The organism is Rhizobium acaciae (genome assembly GCF_025941625.1).
Lineage (GTDB): Bacteria > Pseudomonadota > Alphaproteobacteria > Rhizobiales > Rhizobiaceae > Rhizobium > Rhizobium acaciae.
Map to the genome: position 1 here is coordinate 202,265 of NZ_JAPCZO010000015.1, position 25,949 is coordinate 228,213.

27 protein-coding genes and 3 pseudogenes are annotated in these 25,949 nt (G+C 60.7%); 25 read left to right on the forward strand and 5 right to left on the reverse strand.

Features of this window, described 5'->3' with window-relative positions:
* The first annotated feature begins 2 nt into the window (after window positions 1–2).
* The 11 genes and pseudogenes from OLZ32_RS24005 to OLZ32_RS24055 all read left to right on the forward strand — a co-directional run bounded on the left by OLZ32_RS24005 (window position 3) and on the right by OLZ32_RS24055 (window position 11,278).
* Window positions 3–770 (forward strand): 3-hydroxyacyl-CoA dehydrogenase, encoded by a 768-nt coding sequence (locus tag OLZ32_RS24005; RefSeq protein WP_264423167.1) that lies wholly within the window; start codon window positions 3–5, stop codon window positions 768–770.
* A 23-nt stretch (window positions 771–793) separates the two neighbouring features.
* Entirely contained in the window at window positions 794–2,002 is a 1,209-nt protein-coding gene (locus OLZ32_RS24010; protein ID WP_264423169.1) for an acetyl-CoA C-acyltransferase, read from the forward strand.
* The gene (locus tag OLZ32_RS24015) at window positions 1,999–3,126 is read left to right on the forward strand and encodes an acyl-CoA dehydrogenase family protein (protein ID WP_264423171.1); all 1,128 of its coding nucleotides are present in this window, start codon (window positions 1,999–2,001) and stop codon (window positions 3,124–3,126) included. The genes OLZ32_RS24010 and OLZ32_RS24015 overlap by 4 nt, the downstream gene beginning before the upstream one ends.
* A 64-nt stretch (window positions 3,127–3,190) precedes the next feature.
* Entirely contained in the window at window positions 3,191–4,423 is a 1,233-nt protein-coding gene (locus OLZ32_RS24020; protein WP_264423173.1) for a 3-methyl-2-oxobutanoate dehydrogenase (2-methylpropanoyl-transferring) subunit alpha, read from the forward strand.
* A 1-nt stretch (window position 4,424) separates the two neighbouring features.
* Complete coding sequence (locus OLZ32_RS24025; protein WP_017992466.1) at window positions 4,425–5,438, forward strand: alpha-ketoacid dehydrogenase subunit beta; 1,014 nt, start codon at window positions 4,425–4,427, stop codon at window positions 5,436–5,438.
* A gap of 3 nt (window positions 5,439–5,441) precedes the next feature.
* On the forward strand, window positions 5,442–6,671 hold the full coding sequence (locus tag OLZ32_RS24030; RefSeq protein ID WP_264398023.1) for a dihydrolipoamide acetyltransferase family protein: 1,230 nt from the start codon (window positions 5,442–5,444) through the stop codon (window positions 6,669–6,671).
* A 5-nt stretch (window positions 6,672–6,676) separates the two neighbouring features.
* On the forward strand, window positions 6,677–8,074 hold the full coding sequence (gene lpdA, locus OLZ32_RS24035; protein WP_264423176.1) for a dihydrolipoyl dehydrogenase: 1,398 nt from the start codon (window positions 6,677–6,679) through the stop codon (window positions 8,072–8,074).
* 181 nt (window positions 8,075–8,255) lie between these two features.
* Window positions 8,256–8,552 (forward strand): annotated as a pseudogene (locus OLZ32_RS24040) (DDE-type integrase/transposase/recombinase); the annotation flags it as partial.
* A 59-nt stretch (window positions 8,553–8,611) separates the two neighbouring features.
* Window positions 8,612–8,998 carry an acyl-CoA thioester hydrolase/BAAT C-terminal domain-containing protein gene (locus tag OLZ32_RS24045; RefSeq protein WP_264423220.1) on the forward strand — a complete coding sequence of 129 codons (387 nt, stop codon included), beginning with the start codon at window positions 8,612–8,614 and terminating at the stop codon, window positions 8,996–8,998.
* A pseudogene (locus OLZ32_RS24050) lies at window positions 8,971–9,129 on the forward strand (GNAT family N-acetyltransferase); the annotation flags it as partial. The gene OLZ32_RS24045 and the pseudogene OLZ32_RS24050, both read left to right, overlap by 28 nt.
* A 382-nt stretch (window positions 9,130–9,511) precedes the next feature.
* Entirely contained in the window at window positions 9,512–11,278 is a 1,767-nt protein-coding gene (locus tag OLZ32_RS24055; protein WP_264423178.1) for a cadherin domain-containing protein, read from the forward strand.
* A gap of 135 nt (window positions 11,279–11,413) precedes the next feature.
* Here the strand turns inward: OLZ32_RS24055 and OLZ32_RS24060 are convergent.
* A pseudogene (locus OLZ32_RS24060) lies at window positions 11,414–11,741 on the reverse strand (transposase); the annotation flags it as partial.
* Here OLZ32_RS24060 and OLZ32_RS24065 point away from each other — a divergent pair.
* Window positions 11,673–11,810 carry a hypothetical protein gene (locus OLZ32_RS24065; RefSeq protein WP_260691154.1) on the forward strand — a complete coding sequence of 46 codons (138 nt, stop codon included), beginning with the start codon at window positions 11,673–11,675 and terminating at the stop codon, window positions 11,808–11,810. The pseudogene OLZ32_RS24060 and the gene OLZ32_RS24065 sit on opposite strands and share 69 nt — an antisense overlap.
* 220 nt (window positions 11,811–12,030) lie before the next feature.
* Here the strand turns inward: OLZ32_RS24065 and OLZ32_RS24070 are convergent, their stop codons facing one another.
* The 4 genes from OLZ32_RS24070 to OLZ32_RS24085 form a co-directional block, all read right to left on the reverse strand.
* The gene (locus OLZ32_RS24070; protein ID WP_012760736.1) at window positions 12,031–12,396 is read right to left on the reverse strand and encodes a GtrA family protein; all 366 of its coding nucleotides are present in this window, start codon (window positions 12,394–12,396) and stop codon (window positions 12,031–12,033) included.
* On the reverse strand, window positions 12,393–13,097 hold the full coding sequence (locus tag OLZ32_RS24075) for an HAD family hydrolase (protein WP_264423179.1): 705 nt from the start codon (window positions 13,095–13,097) through the stop codon (window positions 12,393–12,395). Before OLZ32_RS24075 ends, OLZ32_RS24070 begins: the two co-directional genes overlap by 4 nt.
* A complete protein-coding gene (locus OLZ32_RS24080; RefSeq protein ID WP_128449443.1) occupies window positions 13,094–14,080 on the reverse strand; it encodes a UbiA family prenyltransferase in 987 nt (328 codons plus the stop codon). Before OLZ32_RS24080 ends, OLZ32_RS24075 begins: the two co-directional genes overlap by 4 nt.
* A 556-nt stretch (window positions 14,081–14,636) precedes the next feature.
* Complete coding sequence (locus OLZ32_RS24085) at window positions 14,637–14,993, reverse strand: hypothetical protein (protein ID WP_012760733.1); 357 nt, start codon at window positions 14,991–14,993, stop codon at window positions 14,637–14,639.
* Between the two features lie 91 nt (window positions 14,994–15,084).
* Between OLZ32_RS24085 and OLZ32_RS24090 the strand changes: the two genes are divergently transcribed.
* The 13 genes from OLZ32_RS24090 to virB11 are packed head-to-tail and all read left to right on the forward strand — an operon-like array spanning window position 15,085 to window position 25,235.
* Window positions 15,085–15,624, forward strand: a complete 540-nt coding sequence (locus tag OLZ32_RS24090) for a hypothetical protein (RefSeq protein WP_264423181.1) — start codon at window positions 15,085–15,087, stop codon at window positions 15,622–15,624.
* A 3-nt stretch (window positions 15,625–15,627) separates the two neighbouring features.
* Window positions 15,628–16,290, forward strand: coding sequence for a lytic transglycosylase domain-containing protein (locus tag OLZ32_RS24095; RefSeq protein ID WP_264423183.1), 663 nt, complete (start codon window positions 15,628–15,630; stop codon window positions 16,288–16,290).
* Complete coding sequence (locus tag OLZ32_RS24100; RefSeq protein WP_264423185.1) at window positions 16,287–16,586, forward strand: TrbC/VirB2 family protein; 300 nt, start codon at window positions 16,287–16,289, stop codon at window positions 16,584–16,586. The genes OLZ32_RS24095 and OLZ32_RS24100 overlap by 4 nt, the downstream gene beginning before the upstream one ends.
* A 4-nt stretch (window positions 16,587–16,590) precedes the next feature.
* Window positions 16,591–16,929: a type IV secretion system protein VirB3 gene (locus OLZ32_RS24105; RefSeq protein ID WP_264423187.1), complete on the forward strand. Its 339-nt coding sequence runs from the start codon at window positions 16,591–16,593 to the stop codon at window positions 16,927–16,929.
* Complete coding sequence (locus tag OLZ32_RS24110) at window positions 16,922–19,288, forward strand: VirB4 family type IV secretion/conjugal transfer ATPase (protein ID WP_264423189.1); 2,367 nt, start codon at window positions 16,922–16,924, stop codon at window positions 19,286–19,288. The genes OLZ32_RS24105 and OLZ32_RS24110 overlap by 8 nt, the downstream gene beginning before the upstream one ends.
* Window positions 19,288–19,986: a P-type DNA transfer protein VirB5 gene (virB5, locus tag OLZ32_RS24115; RefSeq protein ID WP_264423191.1), complete on the forward strand. Its 699-nt coding sequence runs from the start codon at window positions 19,288–19,290 to the stop codon at window positions 19,984–19,986. Before OLZ32_RS24110 ends, virB5 begins: the two co-directional genes overlap by 1 nt.
* Window positions 19,983–20,207, forward strand: coding sequence for an EexN family lipoprotein (locus OLZ32_RS24120; RefSeq protein ID WP_264423193.1), 225 nt, complete (start codon window positions 19,983–19,985; stop codon window positions 20,205–20,207). Before virB5 ends, OLZ32_RS24120 begins: the two co-directional genes overlap by 4 nt.
* Before the next feature lie 3 nt (window positions 20,208–20,210).
* Complete coding sequence (locus OLZ32_RS24125) at window positions 20,211–21,131, forward strand: type IV secretion system protein (RefSeq protein WP_264423196.1); 921 nt, start codon at window positions 20,211–20,213, stop codon at window positions 21,129–21,131.
* 52 nt (window positions 21,132–21,183) lie between these two features.
* The gene (locus OLZ32_RS24130; RefSeq protein ID WP_264398054.1) at window positions 21,184–21,468 is read left to right on the forward strand and encodes a hypothetical protein; all 285 of its coding nucleotides are present in this window, start codon (window positions 21,184–21,186) and stop codon (window positions 21,466–21,468) included.
* 1 nt (window position 21,469) lies between these two features.
* Window positions 21,470–22,141 (forward strand): virB8 family protein, encoded by a 672-nt coding sequence (locus tag OLZ32_RS24135; protein ID WP_264398056.1) that lies wholly within the window; start codon window positions 21,470–21,472, stop codon window positions 22,139–22,141.
* On the forward strand, window positions 22,138–22,995 hold the full coding sequence (gene virB9, locus OLZ32_RS24140) for a P-type conjugative transfer protein VirB9 (protein WP_264398058.1): 858 nt from the start codon (window positions 22,138–22,140) through the stop codon (window positions 22,993–22,995). Before OLZ32_RS24135 ends, virB9 begins: the two co-directional genes overlap by 4 nt.
* A gap of 9 nt (window positions 22,996–23,004) precedes the next feature.
* Window positions 23,005–24,180: a type IV secretion system protein VirB10 gene (virB10, locus tag OLZ32_RS24145; RefSeq protein WP_264423198.1), complete on the forward strand. Its 1,176-nt coding sequence runs from the start codon at window positions 23,005–23,007 to the stop codon at window positions 24,178–24,180.
* A gap of 8 nt (window positions 24,181–24,188) precedes the next feature.
* A complete protein-coding gene (gene virB11, locus OLZ32_RS24150) occupies window positions 24,189–25,235 on the forward strand; it encodes a P-type DNA transfer ATPase VirB11 (RefSeq protein ID WP_264423200.1) in 1,047 nt (348 codons plus the stop codon).
* Window positions 25,236–25,949: the final 714 nt, after the last annotated feature.

The following is a 25,949-nucleotide window of genomic DNA, read 5'->3' on the forward strand; positions in this document are numbered from 1 at the left end:
TTATGCTGATCCGTGGAGCAAGTTTCATCGTGACCGGCGGCGGCTCCGGCTTGGGTGCGGCAACAGTGCGCGCGCTTGTGGAGGCCGGCGGGCGCGTGACGATCGCCGATCTCAATATGCAAGCGGGCGAAGAAATCGCCCGGGAACTCGGAAGCGATGCCCGCTTCGTCAAGGCCGATGTAACCGATGGCGAGGAGGGGGCGGCGGCGGTTGCCGCTGCCGTCGAAGCCTTCGGCAGCCTGCGCGGTTTGGTGAGTTGCGCGGGCGTGGCGCCGGCCGAAAAGGTGATCGGCCGCGACGGGCCGCATCGGCTGGAGAGTTTTGCCCGCACGGTCGGCATCAATCTCATCGGCACGTTCAACATGATCCGGCTGGCCGCCGCAGCGATCCAGACTACCGAGCCGGATGCGGAAGGCGAACGCGGCGTCATCGTCAATACGGCCTCGGCTGCAGCCTTCGACGGCCAGATCGGCCAGGCAGCCTATGCCGCCTCCAAGGGCGGCGTGGCGGCGATGACCTTGCCGATCGCCCGCGAGCTTGCACGTCACGGCATTCGCGTCGTGTCGATCGCACCCGGCATTTTCGAGACACCGATGATGGCTGACATGCCAGCCGAGGTTCAGGCAGCACTCGGCAAGAGCGTGCCCTTTCCACCACGGCTCGGCCGGCCGGCGGAATTCGCCGGGCTGGTGCGTCATATCTTTGAAAACAACATGCTGAACGGCGAGGTCATCCGCCTCGACGGCGCATTGCGGATGGGCGCGCGCTGAGCGCGTTGCCCAGAGGAGGAAACATGACATTGCAGGATCCCATCGTCATCGTCGGTGCGGCGCGCACCCCGATCGGCAGCTTTCAGGGAGAGCTGAAGGAGGCGACAGCGCCGGAACTCGGAGCAACGGCGATCCGCGCGGCGCTGCAGCGGAGCGGCGTCGAGGCTGCGGCGATCGAGGAGGTCGTCTTCGGCTGTGTACTGCCGGCAGGGCAGGGGCAGGCGCCGGCGCGCCAGGCGGCGATCCATGCCGGCCTGCCTTTCGCGACCGCGGCCAGCACCGTCAACAAGATGTGCGGCTCGGGCATGAAGGCGGTCATGATGGCGCATGACCTGATCGCCGCCGGCAGCGCCTCGGTGGCGGTCGCGGGCGGCATGGAAAGCATGACCAATGCGCCCTATCTCCTTGACAAGGCCCGTGGCGGCTACAGGCTCGGCCATGGGCGTGTCGTGGATCACATGTTCCTCGACGGGCTGGAGGATGCTTATGACAAGGGGCGCTTGATGGGCAGCTTCGCGGAGGATTGCGCCGAGGCCTATCAGTTCACGCGCGAGGCGCAGGATAGCTACGCCATCGCCTCGCTGGCGCGGGCGCAGAAGGCGATTGCCGAAGGCTGTTTCGACAGTGAGATCGCGGCGGTCACGGTGAAATCGAGCAAAGTCGAGCAGGTGGCGAGCCGCGACGAACAGCCCGGAAAAGCGAAGCTGGATAAGATCCCGACGCTGAAGCCCGCCTTCCGCGAGGGCGGCACGGTGACCGCCGCCAATTCCAGCTCGATTTCCGATGGCGCGGCAGCGCTGGTGCTGATGCGCCGCTCCGAGGCGGAGCATCGCGGCCTCAAGCCGCTTGCGACTATCCTCGGCCATGCCACGCATTCACAGGCGCCCAATCTTTTCGCCACGGCGCCGATCGGCGCGCTGCAGAAACTGTCCGATCGCACCGGCCTGCCGCTGTCGGAGGTCGATCTGTTCGAAATCAACGAGGCTTTCGCCGTCGTTGCCATGGCGGCGATGCGCGATCTCAACCTGCCGCATGAAAAAGTGAATGTGCATGGCGGCGCCTGTGCGCTCGGCCATCCGATCGGCGCCTCGGGCGCCCGGATTCTGGTGACGCTGCTGGCAGCACTGGAGCGATACGACCTGAAGCGCGGCATGGCCGCGCTCTGCATCGGCGGCGGCGAGGCAACCGCAGTCGCCATCGAGCGGCACGAGCGGGGAGGGCGGGATAGATGATCCTTTCCGACCTCCAGCAGCAGATCTCAGATCTCGCCCGCGACTTTGCCCGCGACCGGCTGGCGCCGGGGGCGGCCAAACGCGACCGGGAGCATCTCTTCCCGCGCGAGGAATTGAAGGAGATGGGTGAGCTCGGGCTGCTCGGCATGCTGGTGCCGGAGGCCTATGGCGGGTCGGATACCGGTGTGGTCGCCTATGTCGCGGCACTCGAGGAAATTGCCGCGGGCGACGGACCGTGTTCGACGATCATGAGCGTGCATAGCTCCGTCGGCTGTGTGCCGATCCTGAAATTCGGTACCGAGGAGCAGCGGCAGCGCTTCCTGGCGAAACTTGCCAGCGGCGAATGGATTGGCGGCTTTGCGCTGACCGAGCCGCAGGCCGGTTCCGATGCCTCGAACCTGAAGACCCGGGCGCGGCGTGACGGTGACCACTACGTGATCGACGGCTCCAAGCAATTCATCACCTCGGGCAAGAACGGCAATGTCATCATCGTCTTTGCCGTTACCGATCCCGATGTCGGAAAGAAGGGTATCACCGCCTTCATCGTGCCGACGGATACACCGGGCTACGAGGTGATCCGCGTCGAGGAAAAACTTGGACTGCATTCCTCCGATACCTGCCAGATCGCCTTCAACAGCATGCGCATTCCGGCAGAACTCAGGCTCGGTGCGGAAGGTGAGGGCTATCGCATCGCACTTGCCAATCTCGAGGGCGGACGGATCGGCATTGCGGCACAGGCCGTCGGCATGGCGCGGGCGGCCTTCGAGGCGGCGCGCGACTACGCCAGGGAGCGCACGGCCTTCGGAAAGCCGATCTTCGAGCACCAGGCCGTTGCCTTCCGCCTTGCCGATATGGCGGTGCGGATCGAGGCGGCGCGGCAGCTCGTTTTTCATGCCGCGTCCCTCAGGGAGGCCGGGCTGCCCTGCCTGTCGGAAGCTTCGATGGCGAAGCTCTTTGCCTCCGAGATGGCCGAGCGCGTCTGCTCCGACGCGATCCAGATCCATGGAGGTTATGGCTACATGGCGGACTATCCGGTCGAGCGCATCTACCGCGATGTGCGCATCTGCCAGATCTATGAAGGAACAAGCGACGTGCAGCGCATGGTGATCGCCCGCAATCTATAAGAACCACATCCGGCCCTGCTTCCGGAGGGGGGAGCAAGGCCGCCAAAGGGAGGAAAGAAAAAGCATGGTGGATTCCGCTCGCTTGAGCCTGCATGTTCCCGAACCCGCCGTTCGCCCCGGTGGTCAGCCAGATTTTTCCAACGTCAAGATTGCCAAGGCCGGCTCCGTGCCGCGGCCGGAGGTGGATGTCGCATCCGAAGATATCCGCGACCTCGCCTATTCCATCATCCGTGTTTTGAATCGCGAGGGCGAGGCGGTCGGTCCCTGGGCAGGGTCGCTCTCCAATGAGGCGTTGCTGACCGGGCTTCGCAACATGATGAAGCTGCGCGCCTTCGACGCCCGCATGCTGATGGCGCAGCGGCAGGGCAAGACCTCCTTCTACATGCAGCATCTCGGCGAAGAGGCCGTCAGTTGCGCCTTTCGCAAGGCGCTCGAGAAGGGAGACATGAATTTCCCGACCTATCGCCAGGCAGGGCTGCTGATTGCCGACGACTATCCGATGGTCGAGATGATGAACCAGATCTACTCGAACGAGAGCGATCCCCTGCGCGGCCGGCAATTGCCGATCATGTATTCCTCCAAGGAACACGGCTTCTTCACCATCTCGGGTAATCTCGCCACCCAATATGTGCAGGCCGTCGGCTGGGCGATGGCCTCGGCGATCAAGAACGACAGCCGCATTGCCGCGGCCTGGATCGGCGACGGATCGACGGCGGAATCGGATTTCCACTCGGCGCTCGTCTTCGCTTCGACCTACAAGGCGCCGGTCATTCTCAACATCGTCAACAATCAGTGGGCGATCTCCACTTTTCAGGGCATCGCCCGCGGCGGTTCCGGCACTTTCGCGGCGCGGGGCCTTGGCTTCGGTATTCCGGCGCTGCGTGTCGACGGAAACGACTATCTCGCCGTCCATGCCGTCGCCCGCTGGGCGGCCGAGCGCGCGCGGCACAACCTCGGCCCGACGCTGATCGAATATGTGACCTATCGCGTCGGCGCGCATTCGACCTCCGACGATCCGAGCGCCTATCGGCCCAAGACGGAATCGGAGGCCTGGCCGCTCGGCGATCCCGTGCTGCGGCTGAAGAAACATCTGATCGTCAAGGGCGCATGGTCGGAGGAACGGCATGTACAGGCCGAAGCCGAAATCATGGACGAGGTGATCGAGGCGCAGCGCCAGGCAGAGGCGCATGGCACGCTGCATGCCGGCGGCCGGCCTTCGGTGCGCGACATTTTCGAGGGCGTCTATGCCGAGATGCCGCCGCATATCCGCCGTCAGCGGCAGAAGGCGGGGTACTGACATGCCCAGGATGACGATGATCGAGGCCGTGCGCAGCGCCATGGATGTCTCGATGGCACGTGACGACAATGTCGTCGTTTTCGGCGAGGATGTCGGTTATTTCGGCGGCGTCTTTCGCTCGACACAGGGCCTGCAGGCAAAATACGGCAGAACGCGCTGCTTCGATACGCCGATCAGCGAATCCGGCATCGTCGGCACGGCGATCGGCATGGCGGCCTATGGGCTGAAACCCTGTGTCGAAATCCAGTTCGCCGATTACATGTATCCAGCCTATGACCAGCTGACGCAGGAGGCGGCGCGCATCCGCTACCGTTCCAACGGCGATTTCACCTGCCCGATCGTCGTGCGCATGCCGACCGGCGGTGGCATTTTCGGCGGTCAGACGCACAGCCAGAGTCCGGAGGCGCTTTTTACCCATGTCTGCGGGCTGAAAGTGATCGTGCCTTCCAATCCCTATGACGCCAAAGGCTTGCTGATCGCGGCGATCGAGGACCCTGATCCGGTCATGTTCCTGGAACCGAAGCGGCTCTATAACGGCCCCTTCGACGGCCATCACGAGCGGCCGGTGACGCCCTGGTCGAAACACGACCTCGGAGAGGTGCCCGATGGCCATTACACCATCCCGATCGGCAAGGCCGAAGTGCGGCGCGCGGGATCGGCGGTGACGGTCGTTGCCTACGGCACCATGGTACATGTGGCGCTCGCCGCGGTCGAGGATGCCGGCATTGATGCCGAGGTGATCGATTTGAGAAGCCTGCTGCCGCTCGATCTCGATACGATCGTCAAATCGGTCTCGAAGACGGGACGCTGCGTCGTCGTGCATGAGGCAACCCTGACATCCGGTTTCGGCGCCGAGGTGGTGGCGCTGGTGCAGGAGCATTGCTTCTATCATCTTGAAGCGCCGGTCGTGCGCGTTGCCGGCTGGGACACGCCCTATCCGCATGCGCAGGAGTGGGACTATTTCCCCGGTCCCGCCCGTGTCGGGCGGGCGCTTGCCGAAGTCATGGAGGCCTGAGCCGTGAGCGAATTCATCATCAAGATGCCCGATGTCGGGGAAGGGGTCGCAGAGGCCGAGCTTGTGGAATGGCATGTGAAGACAGGAGATCCCGTTCGCGAGGACATGGTGATCGCCGCCGTCATGACCGACAAAGCCACCGTGGAAATTCCATCTCCCGTCAATGGCATCGTCACCTGGCTTGCCGGCGAGGTCGGAGACCGTATCGCGGTCAAGGCTCCGCTGGTGCGGATCGAGACGGCGGGAGATGTCGGCGAGGTTCAGCCCGTTGGGATTTTGCAGACGCCGATTGCCGAAACGCCCAAGGCCGAGATTGCAAAACCCGCTCCGGCAGCGCCAACTCCTGCGCCGGCGCCGGCGGAAAAGCCGCTTGCCGCTCCCTCGGTGCGGCTTTTCGCCAGGGAAAGCGGTGTCGATCTCAGGCAGGTGCAGGCGACCGGACCGGCCAGGCGCATCCTGCGCGAGGATATCGAGCAATTCCTAGGCCATGGGACCGCCCCTGCAACGGCAAAGAACGGCTTTGCCAAGAAGACGGCGACCGAGGAGATCAAGCTGACCGGCCTGCGCCGCCGCATCGCCGAGAAGATGGTGCTCGCCACTTCGCGTATTCCCCACATCACCTATGTGGAGGAAGTGGATATGACCGCGCTCGAAGAGTTGCGCGCCACGATGAACGGCGATCGCAGGCCTGATCATCCGAAGCTGACGGTTCTGCCCTTCCTGATGCGGGCGCTGGTCAAGGCCATTGCCGAGCAGCCTGACGTCAACGCCACTTTCGACGACGATTCCGGCATCATCACGCGCTACAGTGCCGTGCATATCGGCATCGCCACGCAGACGCCGGCCGGTCTGACCGTTCCGGTGGTGCGGCATGCCGAAGCCCGCGGCATCTGGGATTGCGCCGCCGAGATGAACCGGCTGGCGGATGCGGCGCGATCGGGTACTGCGACACGCGATGAGCTTTCCGGCTCCACCATCACCATCAGTTCGCTGGGCGCGCTTGGCGGCATCGTCTCGACACCCATCATCAATCGTCCCGAAGTGGCGATCATCGGCGTCAACAAGATCGCCACACGACCGGTCTGGGACGGCACGCAGTTCGTGCCGCGCAAGATGATGAACCTCTCCTCCAGCTTCGATCATCGCATCATCGACGGCTGGGATGCGGCAAACTTCGTGCAGCGCATCCGCACGCTCATCGAAACGCCTGCGCTCATTTTTATCGAAGGCTGAGATCCATGAAAGAGATCGTCTGCAAGCTCCTCGTCATCGGCGCCGGTCCGGGAGGTTATGTCTGCGCCATCCGCGCCGGGCAGCTCGGCGTCGATACTGTTATCGTCGAGGCCGGCAAGCCGGGCGGCACCTGCCTGACGGTCGGCTGCATTCCCTCCAAGGCGTTGATCCATGCGGCCGCCGAATTCGACGTCGCGCAAAAGATGCTTGCCGGCAAGAACCCGATGGGCATCCGCGTCGAAGGCGCGTCGATCGACCTCGGCAGAACGATTGCCTGGAAGGACGGGATCGTCGGCCGGTTGACGACCGGTGTTTCGGGGCTGCTGCAGAAGGCGCGGGTCAAGATCGTCCACGGCCGAGGCCATTTCCGCGACGGCAAGACGGTGGAGGTGGAGACGGAAACCGGCCAGCAGATCATCCGCGCCGAGACCGTGGTGATCGCCACCGGTTCGGATCCGGTGGAGCTTTCGAACCTGCCTTTCGGCGGCCGCGTGATTTCCTCGACGGAGGCGCTGTCGCTGACGGAGCTGCCGAAAAAACTCGTCGTGGTCGGCGGCGGTTATATCGGGCTGGAGCTCGGGACCGCCTTCGCCAAGATGGGGTCTGATGTGACGGTCGTCGAGGCGACGCCACAGGTGCTGCCGCAATATGATGCCGAGCTGGTGCGGCCCGTCATGCGCAAGCTGACCGAAGGCGGTATCCGGCTGTTGACGGGTGCGAAGGCGATCGGCCTTGCCGATAATGGGGAGGCATTGATCGTCGAAACGGCTGATGGCCGGCGTGAGACCCTGCCGGCCGACCGCATCCTCGTCACCGTCGGCCGCCGCCCGAGAACCGCAGGATCCGGTCTCGAAGAGCTCGATCTCGATCGTGCCGGCCCTTATCTGCGGATCGACGACCGTTGCCGCACCTCCATGCGCGGCATCTATGCGATCGGCGATGTGACCGGCGAGCCGATGCTTGCCCATCGGGCCATGGCGCAAGGCGAGATGGTGGCGGAAATCATCTCCGGAAAGAAGCGGGCCTGGGACAAGCGATGCATCCCCGCCATCTGCTTCACTGATCCGGAGATCGTCAGCGCCGGCCTGTCGCCGGCGGAGGCGAAGGCGCAAGGTTATGAAATCCGCACCGGCCAGTTTCCGTTCAGCGCCAACGGACGGGCAATGACGATGCTGTCCGAAGAGGGTTTCGTGCGCGTCGTGGCCCGCGCCGACACCAATCTCGTGCTCGGCCTGCAGGCGGTGGGAGCCGGGGTCTCCGAGCTTTCGGCGGTTTTTGCGCTCGCCATCGAAATGGGCGCGCGCCTGGAAGACATCGCCGGCACCATCCACGCGCATCCGACCCGCAGCGAAGCGGTCATGGAAGCGGCACTGAAAGCGTTGGGAAGCGCGCTGCATATCTGAGCCGGAGTCCTGTATGAAAGGTGGCAATCTTCGAAAAAATTGAGCAGGGAAACCGTCCCGCGATGATTATCGAATTTCTCGACGGTCTCCGTTCGTCCCAAGCAACAGACTAGCTAGTTTCGTTCAGTTCGGTGTTGTCACATAAACCTGCTGTCAGTGAGTGGGGTGTAGAGATGGTGGGATGAAGAATTCAGCCATCAGCTACAAGCGTCACCGTCTCCCGCAACAGATCATCGCGCACGCGGTCTGGCTGTATTTCAGATTTCCTTTGAGCCTGCGGCTGGTCGAGGAACTGCTGCTGGAGCGCGGCATCGTCGTTTCGTATGAAACGATCCGGCGACGGGGTCGGAAATTCGGACCGGCCTACGCGAAGCAAATCCGCCGCCGACGGCCGTCGGGCCGGGACGTCTGGCATCTGGACGAGGTGGTAGTTTCCATCGCCGGCCGCAAACACTGGCTCTGGCGTGCCGTTGACCAGGACATGACGAGATCGGGCAGGCGTTCAAGGCAGCGGGATTGGATGCCTATCTCGTTCATGTGCTGTCGCCGGGCGACCTCGACACCATTGCCACGACACGTGAGGCGGGAACGCGGATCGCCTATTCCGAGCAGCAATTGTCGGGCTGGATCTTGGCCGTTCAGGGCGTAGTCGCCTATCTCAAGGGGCAACCGCGCTCTGGCGGTAAGATCGGAATTTTGGGAATTTCCCTTGGCGCGCAAATCGCCTCGGCCGCTTCGCTCGGGTCAAGCAATATAGACGCGCTGGTGCTAGTCGATGGCGCTCTGCCGAACGGCTATTCGCAGCCTGTCCGTTCGTTCCCGCCCCTCTTGCTGATCTGGGGAAGCCTCGACCGCACCTTTCCCGTGTCAATCAGCATCCAAAATTCACTCCAACGCAGCGGCAGGAGATCGCCACGCGGCTGAGGGAAGCGACGCGGGTTGCGCGGAAGCGCGGCGCCGAGTGGTTGCATGTCGATTTCGGGCCGCACCTGACCGGCGTCTATCGCGCCTGCGGATTTGCCCCGACCGAGGCGGGCCTCATCAAGCTGATGTGAGGTTTCCCGCGCGGAGAGCCTGAACAAGTCGAAGCCAACACCAACCTGCGATAGTGACGCGAATGGTCGCGTGTCGCAGCACTATCAAGGAACTCGCTGAAAGCACAACTTTTGCGAGAGAATCCTCATCCGAAAATGAAAGATAATGCCATTAAGAAACCAAACCATGGTTTTGAGTTCTCAAATTAAAATTTGTTTTCCCAGTATTTCATCCTTAGTTTTTCATTAAAAAGCAATGAAAATACACAATTTTGCATTGAAAACCTAATCGGGGATTGGCATAGATCCGCAGGGGGTTGTCGTCCGTTGAAGCTGCAAGAACAGCTCTACTGAGGATTTCTCATTTTCATAGAATACAACGCATCTTTTTGGAAAGTTTAATATGGCCTTGAATATTCTGAATACGAACGGCGCAACGATCACCAAGACCGGCGCCGAGTTCGAATCTTACGACGTCATCCGCAATTCCGAAATCAATCCTCTCCTCTCGGTCAATCTGGTCATCTCCGATTCCGGGACGGTTGATCTTGCTGACGAACTGGGCTCTGGCTCCGCGAATGTGACCGGCTCAAACGGCGACAATGCGATCACAACAGGCGCAGGCAACGATAACATCGATGGCGGCGAGGGCGCAGACACACTGAATGGGGGCGCCGGAAACGATCTGCTTCGTGGCGGTAATGGCAATGACACGCTTGACGGCGGTGATGGCAATGACTGGCTCGCGGGCAGAGATGGCAATGATATTCTGAATGGTGGTGACGGCAATGACCAGATTATAGACGACGTCGGAAATGACGTCATCAGAGGCGGCTTGGGCAACGATACGATTTCCGATGGTGACGCCGGCGGCCGTAACCCTGAGGTCTTCGACATCAATGCGGGCGACGGCGACGATGCCATAAGCGTGAAGGGGCAGGGCTCCGGAACAATCGACGGCGGCGCGGGGATCGATACTCTCCAAGCCTCTGAGCTAAGAGGCCTGACGATCAAGAACATTGAAGTCCTTGAAACGGTGGGATATTGGGTTGCCGGTTCAAGCGCGCAGTTCGAAAGCTTTGACACGATCGTGTGGTCGACCGATCCGTTCCACAATTTTAACCCCGCATTGGCAGTGACAGACAGCGCCCACCTCGATCTTTCCGACGAACTGGGAGATCGCGGGGCTTTCGTTACCGGCTATGTCTCTGGCGTTGACGTCAAGACCGGCGGTGGTAGCGACGAGTTTACAGGCACCGATGGCAACGACATTTTCGACGGCAGCGGCGGCAACGACATCATCAATGGCAAGGCCGGCAATGACAAGTTGACCGGGGGCGCCGGCAACGACACCATCAATGGCGGCGCCGGCATCGATACCGCGATCTTCTCAGGTAATTTCGTCAATTATTCCTTCGCATTGAACAACAGCGATCACATTCTGACGAGCGCCCTGGAGGGCAAGGACACGCTGACGGACGTCGAATTCGCGCGCTTTGCCGACGGCGTCTACGATTTCGCCACGGAAACCTTCACAAGCAGCAATACCGCGCCGACCAATATCCAGCTCTCGAAGACCTCCCTGTCGGAAAGCACGCCGATATGGACCACGGTCGGCCTGCTCAGCGCCAAGGACGTCGATGGTGACAAGCTCACTTACACGCTGCTCGACGGCGCCAACGATCATTTCCGGATCAACGGCAACCGCATCGTTACCTCCAAGACTCTGGATTACGAGACGGCCAAGTCGCACACGATTAAGGTCGCCGTCTCCGACGGCAAGGTCTCGGTCGAAAAGGACATCACGATCAACGTCCTCGACGTCAACGAAACCCCTGCCAACAAGGCGCCGACCAATCTCGCTTTCTCGCGCAGCTCGATCTCCGAGAATGTCGCGATCGGCACCTCGGTCGGCCTGCTCACGGCACGCGATCCGGAAGGCGGCGCGGTAAAATGGCGGCTGACGGACGATGCTGACGGCATCTTCAAGCTCGTCGGCAACAAGATCCAGACAAAGGCGGCGATCGATTTCGAAAGCACCCACAGCCTGACTTTCACCGCCGAAGCCTATGACGCTGCCGGAAACGCCACGAGCCACGATTTCACGGTGGCCGTGAAGGACGTCTTCGAGCCGTCCTTTTCGAGCTTGTCGCATGACGCGTTGATCTAACTGCGACTGGATTGCCGTCAGGCGCCGAGATGCGTTGTGATCGTCTCTGGATGCGTTGCGAAGGGATAGGTCTGCCACCTCTCCTCCTTCATTCACGGCGCGTCCACGCCGTGAATGACTCTGCGGCAAGAAAGAAAGGATGTCGCTTTGCCGGAAGCGGCCATGTCGGTTCTTGGAGAAACTGGAATGATCCGGCACCTTCCCATCCAGACCGAGCCGGCAAAACCAGCGATAGGCCAAATTGAGATGGGCCTCTTCGTACAGCCGCCGATCCGAGGATGCCCAGGCAGTAGCCGATGATCCGCATCCGCATCATCAGATCAGGATCAACCGACGGCCGGCCAGTGCCGCTATAAAAGGGCTTTAGCTGCGTGCGCAAGCTGTCGAGGTCGAGATGGCGGTCGATGCCGCGCAGCAGATGATCGGCAGGAACGTGATCATCGAGGCGGAAGTCGTAGAAGAGCTGCGCAGGAACCGCCTGACACCATCATCACTCAATCCGCCGCAAATCAATGCGACGATTGAATCATGACACCAAAGCATCGGCAACGCCGAGTGTTTTCAACACTATCTCTCCGAAGGGGACATTAAGCACATATTGATTAGATGCTGCTGGCGGACGCTCATCTCAGGCATGGTTCATATTGCGCCGCTGTCCAACAAGCCTTCCAACAAGGCTCCGCTGAACTTTCTCTTATTCTGGGCACCGTCCTTCAAAGGACGGAAAGATATGGCGCCGTCGCTCGCTGGCCCTACCTGAACACCCAGAGAAGGTTTATCAGGAAATTGAAGACGAAGGCCGCGCCGATTCCAAAAAGCTTTGCCCACAAGGGCGAGAGCCCAACCTGCTGCACGAGGATCAACGTCACGAAGACATTGATCGAGAGGCCGAGCAGTGCGCCGATCAGGAACAGTGAAGCGCGCTTGCGGCTTGTTGCCTGATTGAAGACATAGCGGCTGGTGGCGCTGTAATTGACGGCGGCCGCGATCAGCCAGCTCGATGTCGCCGAGAGCCCGAGGGGCACGCCAAACGCCAGCAGGCCACGAAACACCGTGAGGTCGACGAACGCGGCCAGCCCTCCGGTGAACACATAGCGGATAGCCTTTGACAAGATCATCCGGACGCTTCCTTTGCCCGCAGCGCTGCGAACACAGGGTCCGAATAGGTCGAAAAGGTCAGCCAGCCCTCCCGTGGCCCGTCGGAGCGAATGAGCGGCAGGACACCGGCGCGCCGCGCCGCAAGGCCATCCCGCTCGGGCCTGTCGCCTATCAAAACGGTTTGCGCCGGGCCGACGCCGGCGCGCTGCATCAGCATCTGCAGGCCGCGCGGATCAGGCTTCTGGATGCCGACGCCGGGATCGCTTGCGGCCAATATGTAATCGGCCGACAATGTCATCCTCTGCAGCTTCTCGTCGGCAGGATAATCAGAATAAATCCCGATCGACTTGTTCTGCCGTCTGAGCCCGGCAAACAACTCCACCAGCCCATCATACCGGCAGGATGCGATATAGGCGAGCGGACGGCGCTCGATCCACTCGCTGACGATTGCCTCTATCCTTTCGGCTGGCTGGCCGGTTCGCGCGACGGTTCGCGTCATCAGGCTCGCCTGAAAATCGTCGATCTCCCCCTCGCCGATGGCTTCACGCAAGGAGCGGTATGCGCGTAGCACACGCAGATTGGTCAGGCTGCCTCTCGCCATTGCATCAGCAATCAATTCGCCGGCCATTCGAAGGCGTAGCATGCGCTGGTTGTATAACGTTCCGTCGACGTCGAAGACGACGAACCGGATACTGCCCCAGTCGACATTCCTCGCGATCATCGGATGGTGATGTAGTGCTGTTCGGTCAGCGTCACTAAAAGCGGAATGTCGACGAATGTCGCGAAGATGAAGGCCGCCGCCAGGGCCGCGACGATCGCGATCAGGCCGGGCTCGCGGAACAGCTTTTCCGGTTTCTGCGCCGTAGAGCCCGGTTTCGTCGCCATCACGAAATAGGCCGTGAACAGGGCTACGACGAAGGGCAAGACGAGCATGTACTCGATGCGATACTTGACCAGGAAGACGGACAGAAAGGCAATCGAAAACAGTGAATACGCAATGCAGGAGGCGGTCAGCGATACCTGCGTATACTTGGCGAAACTCGCCCGGTAGCGCGACAGCAACTCCTTGCCATGCGACGCGACGATCTCGTCATATTCCGATAAGCGTTTGGCCGCCATGAGGAACGCGCCGCCGAACCAGTAGGCCAGGATGATCGATCCCGGCGGCAGGCTCGTTGGGTCGATCATTGACCAGCCGATCACCAAGCGGATCGGGTTATTGATCGATTCTGAGATGACGTCGAGATAGGTCTTATCCTTGCTTCTGATCGGATCGAGATTGTAGAGAATCCCCTGAATCGCAAACAGGCAGGCGACGAAGAACAGAAGTTTGCTCGAGAGGATGGCGCAGCCCAGGCCGACGATGAGCAGCACGGTCCATTCGAGCTGAACCAGCCTGCCGTTCATCGCGCATTGCACGGCGGACCGCTGCGATTTCGTCGGATGATGCCGGTCAAACTCGCGGTCGAACCACTCGTTAATGCAGTAGTTCGCGGATGCGATGCAGAGCGCGGTCACAAATCCGAGCAGGATCGAGGACGTCAGGTCGTCGGTTCTGACCCCCCGCAGAAGATAGGCGAGGATGATGCCGGGAACGATGAAAACATGCTTCGTACTGTGATCGAGCCGTGCAATGGCGATATAGTCGCGCAAGCCCGCTCGGCCTGATGCGGTCACCCTGCGGTCACCCAAGCTTGTGTTCATGCCGGACGCCTCCTTTTTCGTCAGACGGTCTATTTCCGATCACCGTCCAACAGATACACATCATAGGTTTCGAAATAATTCGCAGGGCCGAATTCGGTGAGCAGCATCGTCGTCGACAGGAAATCGTCGATCTGTTGGCGCGAGGGATGGAAGGTCTCCAGTTGTAACCCTCCCGGCAAATCTGGTCCGGAACTATTCTCTTCAGCTTGTGCTGCATCAGGATTACCACTGGAGACCGGGTCTGGGCGCGCAGGTCCTGGCTAGTTTTCAGCGCCTCCCCAAGATCCGCGTCGAGCTGACCCTTCTTGGTGAAGCGGACGTAGGTCCTGAATTTCTGCTCGCGGGTCAGATATATCGGATCGTCGATGTAATATAGCAGGGCTTCGGCGAGATATTCCGGTTCGGCAACGATGGTTGCCTTGGCGAGTTAAGGCCGGGAGAGGATGAGACGGGCGAGATCCGCACTGCGGTGACTTGCCCTGAGAATTTACTCCAGAATGGATTAATGTCCGCCGCCGAGGTGGTGCATCAGAACTCGTCACTTAAAATAGGTTGCTTATCCGGCTCCGAAGGAGCTCAATTTCTCCAGAAGCGCCTGTGAAATCTCGAACTGGCGTGCCGTTCCACGCCCCATCGAATTCTTGACGATCGTCTCGTCCAGCATCCCTCGCTTCACCAGCAGATCCACCGTCTCCTTGACGCCACTGCGTGTCAGAGCGGTTATTTCCATGATGCTGGAAAGTGTTAGCTTCTGGTGTGCCTGGTTCATGCTGTAGAGGATCGTCATCATGCCGACCTGCTTCAGCCTTGCTTGAGGCGTCTCGTCATCGTCGAGAGGATGATCGAGGATCTCATGCAGGATCAGGCCTGAAAAAGCGAGATTGTGCCATTGAGTCTTGAGTGCTCTTGTCATGTCATTTTACTGTGTTATATAAGTCAGTATAAATTGCTCTACAGGCAAACCACCTCTTCCGCAATGGGATGTCCTTTGAAGGGTCGTGCTCATGAAAAACCTTCTGTTCAACTCAGTTGTCGCGGCCTGCTGCATATTGCCTCCCTATCTTACCTCGCCTGGCAACGCGCAAGCAACTGATTGGGGTTGCGAGGTTATCCTGTGCCTTTCCAACCCCGGAGGTCCGACGCAGTTCGCGGAATGCCGGCCGCCGATCCAAAAGCTGTGGCGCGAGCTTGCCGAGGGGCATGCATTCCCGACATGTAGCGGCGCCACCTTCCACAGTTCGCGCCCGGGCTATGAGCCGTATTACTGCGAAACCGGATACCGGCTGGAAAGCGATTATGGTCCGCGCGGGCAAGAAACAACCTGCGTGTCGACAGCCCTCCAGCCGGTGAGTGATGCATTCTGCCCTCATGTTGGGGACGAGTACAATTTCAGTGACGGGTCGGTTCTGTCCCCGCGATGGCAGCTGTTGGACGGACGGCGACAATGCATGGGCTATCCCACCGCCCGCCCGAACGTCAGATCGCAGCCGCACTATGTCGACGTGACGATCGACGGGGCGGCGACGCAACGGGTCTGGTACTGATCGATGGCAGCGGCATTCATGGATCTCGCCCAGACCTGCGCACCCATGGTGGAAGTCAGAACGCTCGCCGCCGTCATCAGTCTCGAGAGCCGTTTCAAGCCCTTCGCCATTCGGATCAACAGTGGCCCGCCGCTTGAGCGCCAACCCGTGTCGAAAGCTGAAGCCATTGAGCTCGCCACCTCGCTCGCGGCCGATCGGCAGGACATCCAGATCGGTCTTGGCGGTATCGGCATGGAGGAGTTGCGCAAGCTGAAGCTTTCGATTTCCGATGCGTTCGATCCCTGCCTGAACCTCAAGGCCACAGCCACGCTGCTCGACGGCTTCTATCGGCTTGCATTGCGCGCCGGCGCGGATGCGAGGCAAGCCGAAAACGTCATGCTTCAGTCCTATTACGGACGGGACGATCCGTCTGTCGGCAAGATGGTCAAATATGGCGAGCAGGTCCGCCGGGAAATGGTCCGCCTGTCTTCCAACCTGGCGTCTGTCGCCATCGGCGAACCGCGCGAAGAAATCCCTCTTGATGAACCGGCAGACGGCCGGGAGGCGCAGTCAACCACAAAACCCGTTCCTCAAATCGATGAAGCCGCATCATGGGACGTCTTCAACGCCCCGCGGCAATCCTCGGTTCTCGTATTTCAGAAAGATCGATCGGAGGAAAGTGAATGATCTCCAAAGCCAGCCTTCGTCCTGTCGCGGCCTCCGCTTTGACGGCGGCAGCCATCGTTGTCTGCCTGGTGGAACCGGCCTTTGCCCAGGTCGCCGGCGTCGAAACCGTCCTGCAGAATATCGTCACCATGCTGACCGGCAATATCGCCCGGCTGCTTGCGGTCATCGCCGTCATCATCATCTGCATTGCCTGGATGTTCGGTTACATGGATCTGCGCCGCGCCGGCTTCTGGATCATCGGTATCGGCGGGATCTTCGGCGCCACCGAACTCGTCAACACCATCGTCGGCGGCTGATGTCATGCCGACAGCGACCGGTCTCGAGGAAGATACGCTGTTCCTTGCCTGCACCCGCCCGGTGATGATCGCCGGCGTGACGATGGAGGCGATGGGCCTGAATATCATGCTGACGACGATCCTCTACATCACGGCCGGATCGATCGCCTACGCGTTCGTCGGTGTCGTTTTCCACTTCGTCTTCCGCGCGCTTGTCAAGCACGACCACAATATGTTTCGGATTCTCATCTCGTGGATCGAGACCCGTGGCCGATCGCGCAACACAGCCTATTGGGGCGGGGCGACACTCTCGCCTTTGAAGCTCACCAGACGTTGCGACGAGAGGGATCTGAGCCTTGCCTAGCATCGCAACGCTTCGTTCGCGCGAACTGGGGCCGGAAACCTTTATTCCGCAGTCGCGCCATGTCGACGAGACAACGATTGCGCTCGAGTCCAGGGCGCTGATGGTAATGATCGCACTCGAAGGTGTATCCTTCGAAACCGCCGATGTCCTGGACTTGAACAGCCTCCACCGCGACCTCAACACGCTCTATCGAAACGTTGCCGATGAGCGCCTGGCGCTCTGGACGCATGTCCTTCGCCGTCGCGACAACGACTATCCGGAAGGACAGTTCTCCAATCCTTTCTCGCAAGGGCTGAACGCAAAATACCGCGAACGCATGATCGATGAGGATCTGTTTCGAAACGATCTCTACCTGTCACTCGTCTGGCATCCGGGCCGGGATCCCGCCGAAAAAGTAGCCCATCTTCTCTCCCGCCTGCACAAGGCGCGCCGCGCCGGCATCGAACTCGATAAGGACGCCCTGAAGCACCTGAGAGACAGGGTATCCGACGTCACTGCCGGCCTCAAACGTTTCGAGCCTCGTGTGCTCTCCGTTTACGAAGCGGACGGCATCCTGTTTTCCGAGCCGAGCGAGGTCCTGCACCAGATCGTCGGCGGCCGGCGAGAACGGGTTCCGTTGACGGAAGGCAGGATTTCCTCGGCTGTCTATTCGGATCGGGTGATCTTCGGACGAGAGACCGTCGAGATCCGTCATGAGGCTGACAGCCGCTATGCCGGTATGTTCGGCTTCAAGGAATATCCGGCGACCACGCGTAGCGGCATGCTCGACGGCATCCTGACCGCACCGTTCGAGCTGATCCTGACGCAGTCTTTCGCCTTTGCCTCGAAAGCCGATGCGCGCACGATCATGGGGCGCAAGCAAAATCAGATGGTGAGCGCCGGCGACAAGGCGGCCTCGCAGATCGAAGAGCTCGGCGATGCCATGGACGAGCTGGAGTCGAACCGGTTTGTCCTCGGCGAGCATCATCTTGCGCTGTCGGCCTTCGCGTCTTCGGTGAAGGAGCTCACCGACCATATGGCGAAAGCGCGCGCCTATCTGACCAATGGCGGTGCAGTCGTCGCGCGCGAGGATCTTGGCCTTGAGGCGGCCTGGTGGGGACAGTTGCCGGGCAATTTCCGCTATCGGGCAAGATCCGGCGCCATCACCTCGCGGAATTTTGCAGCGCTTTCTCCTTATCATTCCTATCCCACGGGCCAGAAGGACGGCAACGAATGGGGGCCGGCAGTCGCCATGCTGAAGACCGCCTCCGGTTCGCCCTTCTATTTCAATTTCCACCACAGCGACCTTGGCAACACCTTCGTCTGCGGACCGTCGGGTGCAGGCAAGACGGTGCTGTTGAACTTCTTGCTGTCCCAGCTCGAGAAGCATGATCCGCAGATGGTTTTCTTTGACAAGGATCGGGGCGCCGACCTCTTCGTCCGGGCCGCGGGCGGCACCTACCTGCCGCTCAAGAACGGTGCCGCCACCGGCTGCGCGCCGCTGAAGGCACTCGAGCTCACGCCGGAAAACAAAATCTTCCTCACACGCTGGATCGGCAAGCTGGCGGGAGCGGGAAGCCGAGAACTGACCGTCACCGAGCTGCGCGACATCGCCTCGGCCGTCGACGGTCTGGCAGACCTTCCTGTTGAGCGCCGCTCCATTGGCGCCTTGCGCACCTTCCTCAACAACACCGATCCCGAGGGCATCGCCTCACGCTTAAGGCGGTGGGAGAGGGGAGGCCCGCTCGGCTGGGTGTTCGACAACGAGACCGACGACATCGGGATCGGCGCCAAGTTCACCGGATACGACATGACCGATTTCCTCGATAACGAGGAGATCCGCACGCCATTGATGGCCTATCTGTTCTTCCGGATCGAGCAGCTGATCGACGGGCGGCGCATCATCATCGTCATCGACGAGTTTTGGAAGGCGCTGCAGGACGAAGGCTTTCGCGACCTCGCCCAGAACAAGCTGAAGACGATCCGCAAACAGAATGGGCTGATGTTGTTTGCGACCCAAAGCCCGCGCGATGCGATCGTCTCGCCGATCGCCCACACGATCATCGAGCAATGCCCGACGCAGATCTTCCTGCCCAATCCGCGCGGCGACCGTGGCGACTATGTCGACGGGTTCAAACTGACGGAGCGAGAGTTCGAACTTCTCTCCCGCGAACTTTCGGTCGAAAGCCGCCGCTTCATCGTCAAGCAGGGCCACAACAGCGTTGTCGCCGAACTAAACCTCAGGGGTTTCGATGACGAGCTCGACATCCTGTCGGGCCGCACCGCGAACGTCGAACTCGCCGAGGCGATCCGCGCGGAGGTCGGCGACCGGATTGAAGACTGGCTACCGTTGTTTCAGCAAAGAAGGAGAACGGATTGATGGAAAGGAGCACGACACGGTTTGCTCTGGTGCTAGCGGCTACCCTGCTGCCGGTTGGAACGGCGTTCCCACAGGGCATCCCGGTCATCGATCAGACGGCGATCGCCAAGCAGATCGAAAGCATCACCCAGCTGAAGTCCCAGCTCGACACGCTCAATCAACAGCTTCAGCAGGCGCAGCAGCTCTACGGATCGCTGAACAAGATCACCAACATGGCTGATGTTGCCGGCCTGCTGAACGATCCCTCAGTCCGCAAGGCGTTGCCGCAGGATTTCACCGCTATCGAAGGGCTGTTCAAAGGGACGGGCACCGGTGTCTTCGGCAATTCCGCTTCGAAATTACTTGAAGAGAATTCGACCTATCGCACCGATGCCAACGACTTCTATGCGCAGGAATTGGCACGCGCCCAGAACCAGAATGCCGGCCAGATGAGCCTCGGCCAGCAGATATACGATGCCGCCACCAAGCGCATCGACGGCATCGATCAGCTGCGCCAGCAGATCTCGGGTGCGGCTGATGCCAAAGATATCGCCGACCTTCAAGCACGACTGCAGGCCGAAACCGCGTTTCTGCAAACCGACGTGTTGCGCATGCAGGCTCTGCAGATGGTCCAGCAGGCACAGGTTCAGGTCGATGATCAGCGCAAGGCCGAAGATTGGCGCAAGCGCATGGATGCCATGGGAGCGGCGCTCAAATGAGATATCTCCTTCTTGGCATCGTCACCCTCACACTTTCCGGCTGCTTCGGTCAGGGAGACGAGATCTATACCGTCGACGAGCTCATGGGCGATAAGGCCCTGCTGGCGAAGATCACAAGCGAATGCCGCAACAACCCCGGCGCCTTGCGTCAGACGCCCAACTGCCAAAACGCGGAGGCGGCCGACTGGAAGCTGTGGCTTCAGCCTACGCCTGGAGGCTGAGCCATGTACCAGGTCTTCAGCTTCGTCGACGGCCAGTTCAAGGCTCCTCTGGAGAATTTCATCTCCTCGGGCACGTCGAACATCGCCAACTGGGTGAGCGGCCCGCTCACCGCGGCGCTGACGCTCTACGTCGTGCTCTATGGCTACCTTGTCCTGCGGGGCTCCGTCCAGGAGCCCATTCTCGAATTCGCCTTCCGGGCGATGAAGCTTGCGATCATCGTCATATTGGTCAGGAATGCCAGCGAATATCAGACCTATGTCACCAACATTTTCTTCGAGACGCTGCCGCGCGAGATTTCCCAGGCGCTGAACTCTGGCACGGCACCGAGCGCCTCTACCTTCGACAGCCTGCTCGACAAGGGCCAGAAATGCGCCAAGGAGATCTGGTCGCGTGCCAGCTGGCCCGTCGACATCGTTACCGGCATTGGCGGGATGATGGCCATCGCCGCGAGCTTCACCGTGGCGGCGATCGGCTATATCGTCTCGCTCTATGCCCGGCTGGCGCTCGCCATCGTGCTGGCGATCGGCCCGATCTTTATTGCACTTGCGATGTTCCAGTCCACCCGTCGTTTCACCGAATCCTGGATCGGTCAGCTCGCCAATTTCGTCATTCTGCAGGTCCTGGTCGTTGCGATCGGGTCACTGTTAATCACCTGCATCGACACGACCTTCACGGCGATCGAAAGCTATACCGACGTCCTGATGCGCCCGGTCGCACTCTCAGCCATTTGCCTCGCCGCCCTTTACGTCTTCTACCAGCTGCCCGGCATTGCCTCCGCGCTCGCGGCAGGCGGAGCGTCCCTGACCTACGGCTATGGTGCTGCTCGAGACGCCCACGAAAGCACGCTCTCCTGGGCAGTCTCCCATAGTGCCAGAGCGGTTGGACGAGGCGCCCGTTCGGTTGGGCGGCGCCTCAGATCTTGAGGAGCCGGATGACGACTTCTCCGCGACAAACGCTTCAGAGGTTTACGCTCAAATGATCCGCATTATCTTCTCGCTTTTTCTTGCCACCGGCCTCACGGGCTGCGCTTCGATCTCCCACCCTTTGCCCAAATGCGACGGCTATTCGCGCCGGCCGCTCAACCGCTCCATGTGGCAATGGGAGGACAATAGGCCCGCCAAGCAAAGCGGCCCCGACGCTGGTCCGGCGACGGCTGCCGGGCCTGTGTCTTCCTATGACGAAGCGCCGCCGACGAAGGAACCCGCCGCCTTCGCGCATTTCGACGTCGTGGGCTCCTATCGGCCGTGCGAGGAGCGGTGACATGGTGACGACGGACAGCCTGAAGAGCTATTTCGACAAAGCGCGCCGCTTCGATCAGGATCGGCTGATCCAGATGGAGCGGTCAGCACGCATCGCCTGGTTCGTCGCGGTCGCCGCGAGCTTGCTCGCCGCCGCTTCGATCTTCGCCGTTGCCGGCCTCACGCCTTTGAAAACGGTCGAGCCATTCGTCGTTCGGGTCGACAATTCGACCGGCATCGTCGACGTCGTCTCCGCGCTGACGTCAACCGCCGGGACCTATGACGAGGCGGTGACCAAGTACTTCGCCGCCAAATATGTGCGCGCGCGGGAAGCCTATGTCTGGAGCGAGGCCGAGGAAAATTTTCGCACGGTCGCTTTGTTGTCGACCCAGCCGGAGCAAACGCGGTTTGCGGCGATCTACCGAGGCGGCAATCCGGACTCTCCGCAGAATGTCTATGGCCGTAGCGCGACGTCGCGCGTCAACATCGTCTCGATCTCGCTGATCAACGCCAACGTGGTGTCGGTGCGCTATATCAGGACCGTCACCCGCGGTGATGACATCCGGACGACCCACTGGGTGGCGACGCTCACCTTCTCCTATGTCAACGCACCGATGTCGTCGACCGATCGGCTGACCAATCCGCTTGGTTTCGTCGTCAGCGAGTACCGTGCCGATCCGGAGGCCATCAATTGAGACAGCGTCTTTTGATCGCACTTTTCCTGGCCGCCAGTTTCTCTTCGACGGCACTTGCCCTCGAAACTCCGCGCGGCGCGGCGCAGGACGGCCGCATCCGTTTCGTGGACTATCAGCCCTACGATATTACCAAGATCGTCGGCACCTTGCGATCCTCGGTGCAGATAGAGTTCGCCGCCGACGAGGAGATCGCCCACGTCGCGCTCGGCAACAGCGTCGCATGGGAGGTGGCGCCGGCCGGCAACATCTTGTTCCTGAAGCCCCGTGAAAACCAGCCGGTGACAAACATCTCGGTCGTGACGACGAGACGCGACGGCTCGACACGCAGCTACCAGATGGAGCTGACGGTGCGCGACGGCACCGTCGAGGCTGGGCAGAACACCTACTTTTATGTGAAATATCGCTATCCCGCTGACGAGGCCGAACGTCGGAGACTGGAAACCGCTGCCCGCGCGCAAGCGGCCCAAGCCGGCGAAGCGGACAAGGTTCTCGCGCTTCATGAAACTTACGGACCGCGGAACTGGCGCTACTCCGCTCAAGGAACCCAGGGACTTGAACCGCAGGCGGTCTACGACAACGGTAAGGTGACGACCTTTGTCTTTGTCGGCAACCAGGAAATGCCGGCGATCTCCATGGAGAATTCCGACGGCAGCGAGAGCCTCGTGCCGAAATCCGTCGACGGCAACCTGGTGCTGGTTCACGCGATCAGCCGCAAATTCATTCTGCGCAGGGGAGGCGACGTGCTGTGCGTCTTCAACGAGGCCTATGATCGCGTCGGCATCAATCCTGACACCAACACGACGTCACCGTCGGTCGAGCGCGTCGTCAAGACGCCGGCTGCGGCAGGACAATAGGAGGACGCCATGGCCGAGGAAGAAACCACCCAGATCCCCGGTGAGCGTGCGGAAACCTCGACCGGTCGCCGTCTCGACAACAATCCGATGCTGAAACGTGGCGCCGTGGCCGTTGCGATCATTGCCTTCGTCGCCTTTGCACTCTGGTCGATGCGTGGCCAGGATAAGTCGGCCGACGGCACGCAGCCCGAGCGCGTCGTCATTCGTCAGACATCGGATTTCGAGCCGGCGAAGGAGCCGGTCCTGCCGGTCGCCACGCCACCGGAAACGATCCTGCCAACGCCCGGGATAGCCGGGCAGGAGCCGGGCGAGGATGACAAGCTTCTCGACGCCGCGCGCCGTGCGCCGGTCATGGCCTATGGTGGTGAAAAGTCCCCACAGCCTCGTCCACAAAATGAGAATACCAGCACCGATGCCGCGTCGAACTACGTTCCCTTCGAAAATAGTCAGGGCGGTCTCGGCGCCCAGGCGGAAAACGAGGACCAGCGCTTCAACCGGATGCTGACGCCGACCCAGTTGCAGGGCTCGCGCGCCGGCGCGCTCGGCGATCGCGATTTCATTGTCGCCATGGGAACGTCCATTCCATGCGTCCTCGAGACGGCGCTCTCCTCCGACCAGCCCGGATTCACGAGCTGTGTCATCAACCGCGATGTCCTGTCGGATAATGGTCGCGTCGTGCTGATGGAGAAGGGTACGCAGGTGGTCGGGGAATATCGCGGCGGCCTTCGGCGCGGCCAGAAACGGCTGTTTGTCCTCTGGAACCGGGCAAAGACGCCAAAAGGCGTGATCATCACCTTGGCGTCGCCGGCAACCGACGCTCTCGGGCGTGCGGGCGTGGATGGGTATGTCGATACGCACTGGTGGGAGCGCTTCGGCAGCGCGATCCTTCTGTCGATCGTCGGCGATGCGACCTCCTATGCCAACAGCCAACTTCAAGACAGCGATGTCCAGGCGCAGAATACCACCAGCGCGGGTCAGCAGGCTGCCGCCATCGCCGTCGAGCAGTCGATCAACATTCCGCCGACCCTCATGAAGCACCAAGGAGAGTTGGTGCCGATCTTCGTGGCGCGCGATCTCGATTTCTCCAGCGTCTATCGACTTCGCGTGACGGAGCCGCGCAACCGGATCTACGATCGGGCCGTTCTCGGTGACTTCGCTCCAGCTTCAACCCTGGTCACGAAATAGGTCCGCCAATGACGGAAGGAACCGCCTCCGGTGTCGTGCGCGAGCTGCTTGCCCCTCTGTCGCCCTTTCTGCGCGACAAGTCCCTCTACGAGATCATCGTCAACTGGCCGACTCAGGTGGTTACCGAAGGTACGACGGGTTGGCAAACCCACGATCTGCCGGAGCTATCGTTCGACAAACTGATGCGTCTGGCACGCGCGGTCGCAAGCTTTTCCAATCAATCGATCGATGAAACCCGACCCATCCTCTCGGCAACGCTGCCGGGCGACGAACGTATCCATATCGTGATCCCGCCTGCGACAACGAAAGGAACCGTCAGCATCACCATCAGAAAGCCGTCGTCGGTGTCGCTGAGCCTCGACGGTCTTGATCAAGGCGGTCTCTTTGCCGAGGTGGCAAGGACAGAAACGGAGGTCTCTCCGGTGGACCGCAAGCTCCTGGAATTTTACCGAAATGGATCCTACAAGGCCTTTCTTCGAGAAGCGGTATACGCCCGCAAGAACATTATCATCTCGGGCGCGACCGGCTCTGGCAAGACGACGCTTTCGAAAGCATTGATCCGCTATATTCCTTCGAGCGAGCGCATCATCTCCATTGAAGACACGCCAGAGTTGGTCATCCCGCAACCGAACCATGTCCGGCTGTTTTATTCCAAGGGCGGCCAGGGGCTGGCGAAGGTGGGGGCAAAGGATTTGCTTGAATCCTGCCTTCGCATGCGGCCGGATCGCATTCTCCTGCAGGAGCTGCGCGACGGGACGGCGTTCTACTACATCCGGAATGTGAACTCAGGGCATCCCGGCTCGATCACCACCGTCCATGCCGACTCCGCCAAGCTCGCGTTCGAACAGCTGACATTGCTGGTGAAGGAGTCGGAAGGCGGACGGGACCTGGAACGTGATGACATCCGCGAGATGCTGAAGATCGCGATCGACGTCATCGTCCAGTGCAAACGCATCGATGGTCGGTTTCGGGTGACTGAAATCTATTATCAAGCCGCTGACGGAGACAAGATCGGTGGCTTTGTTCAGGGCGATCGTCGCGATCGTCCATGTTGATGTATCGATTGGCCTCCATCCAGTTTTCGTGTCTCAGAGAGCATAAGAAACTCGCTCTCCGCAATGCCGCATGACCAGTCTCATGACCGCCCATTTTGCTGAACTTGACGCACATAACCAAACCGCGGCGGGAATAGGGCTGGCTGTGTAATGGCCCAATTGCGAAACCCGTCGCGGTAGGGCAGATGTCACCTCACGCGAGGTGAGGCGGATTTATGTCATTTCAGATTGAACGCCTTGTTTCAGAACATCTCAGAGGCGCACATCGTTTCGGAACTGCATTCCCATCCAACCAGATCCTGTTAGAAATCGCTCAGCACATGGCCGAACGTCGTGAGGCTCATCGACGCGCTGAAAATACGAGACCTGTGTGCATCGCCAGTTCCTACGGTCGTCAGCGATGAAAGCGTTACGCCGAGCAGTCGGACGGGCCGCTTGAACGGATAGACAAGGCCTGCGGTTCGATTCGCTTCAAGGCAAACCATCGCAATCGCCACTCGATGGAGTTGCGAGAGTAGCCTCTATCTCCCTCCCAATCGATTGGCGGCAGAAGTCCGAAAGCATGTGGAACAAGGGGAAGATCGCGGCGGATCAACATCCCGCCAGGTGCAGGGCGCAAAACTTGAGGGAGTGGGCTGGGAGAGAGGGAGAGGCGGGAAGGGCTTTTCCGTGACGGGTTAGGAGGTTTGGAGAGAGGCTCCAGCCGGCCCGCCA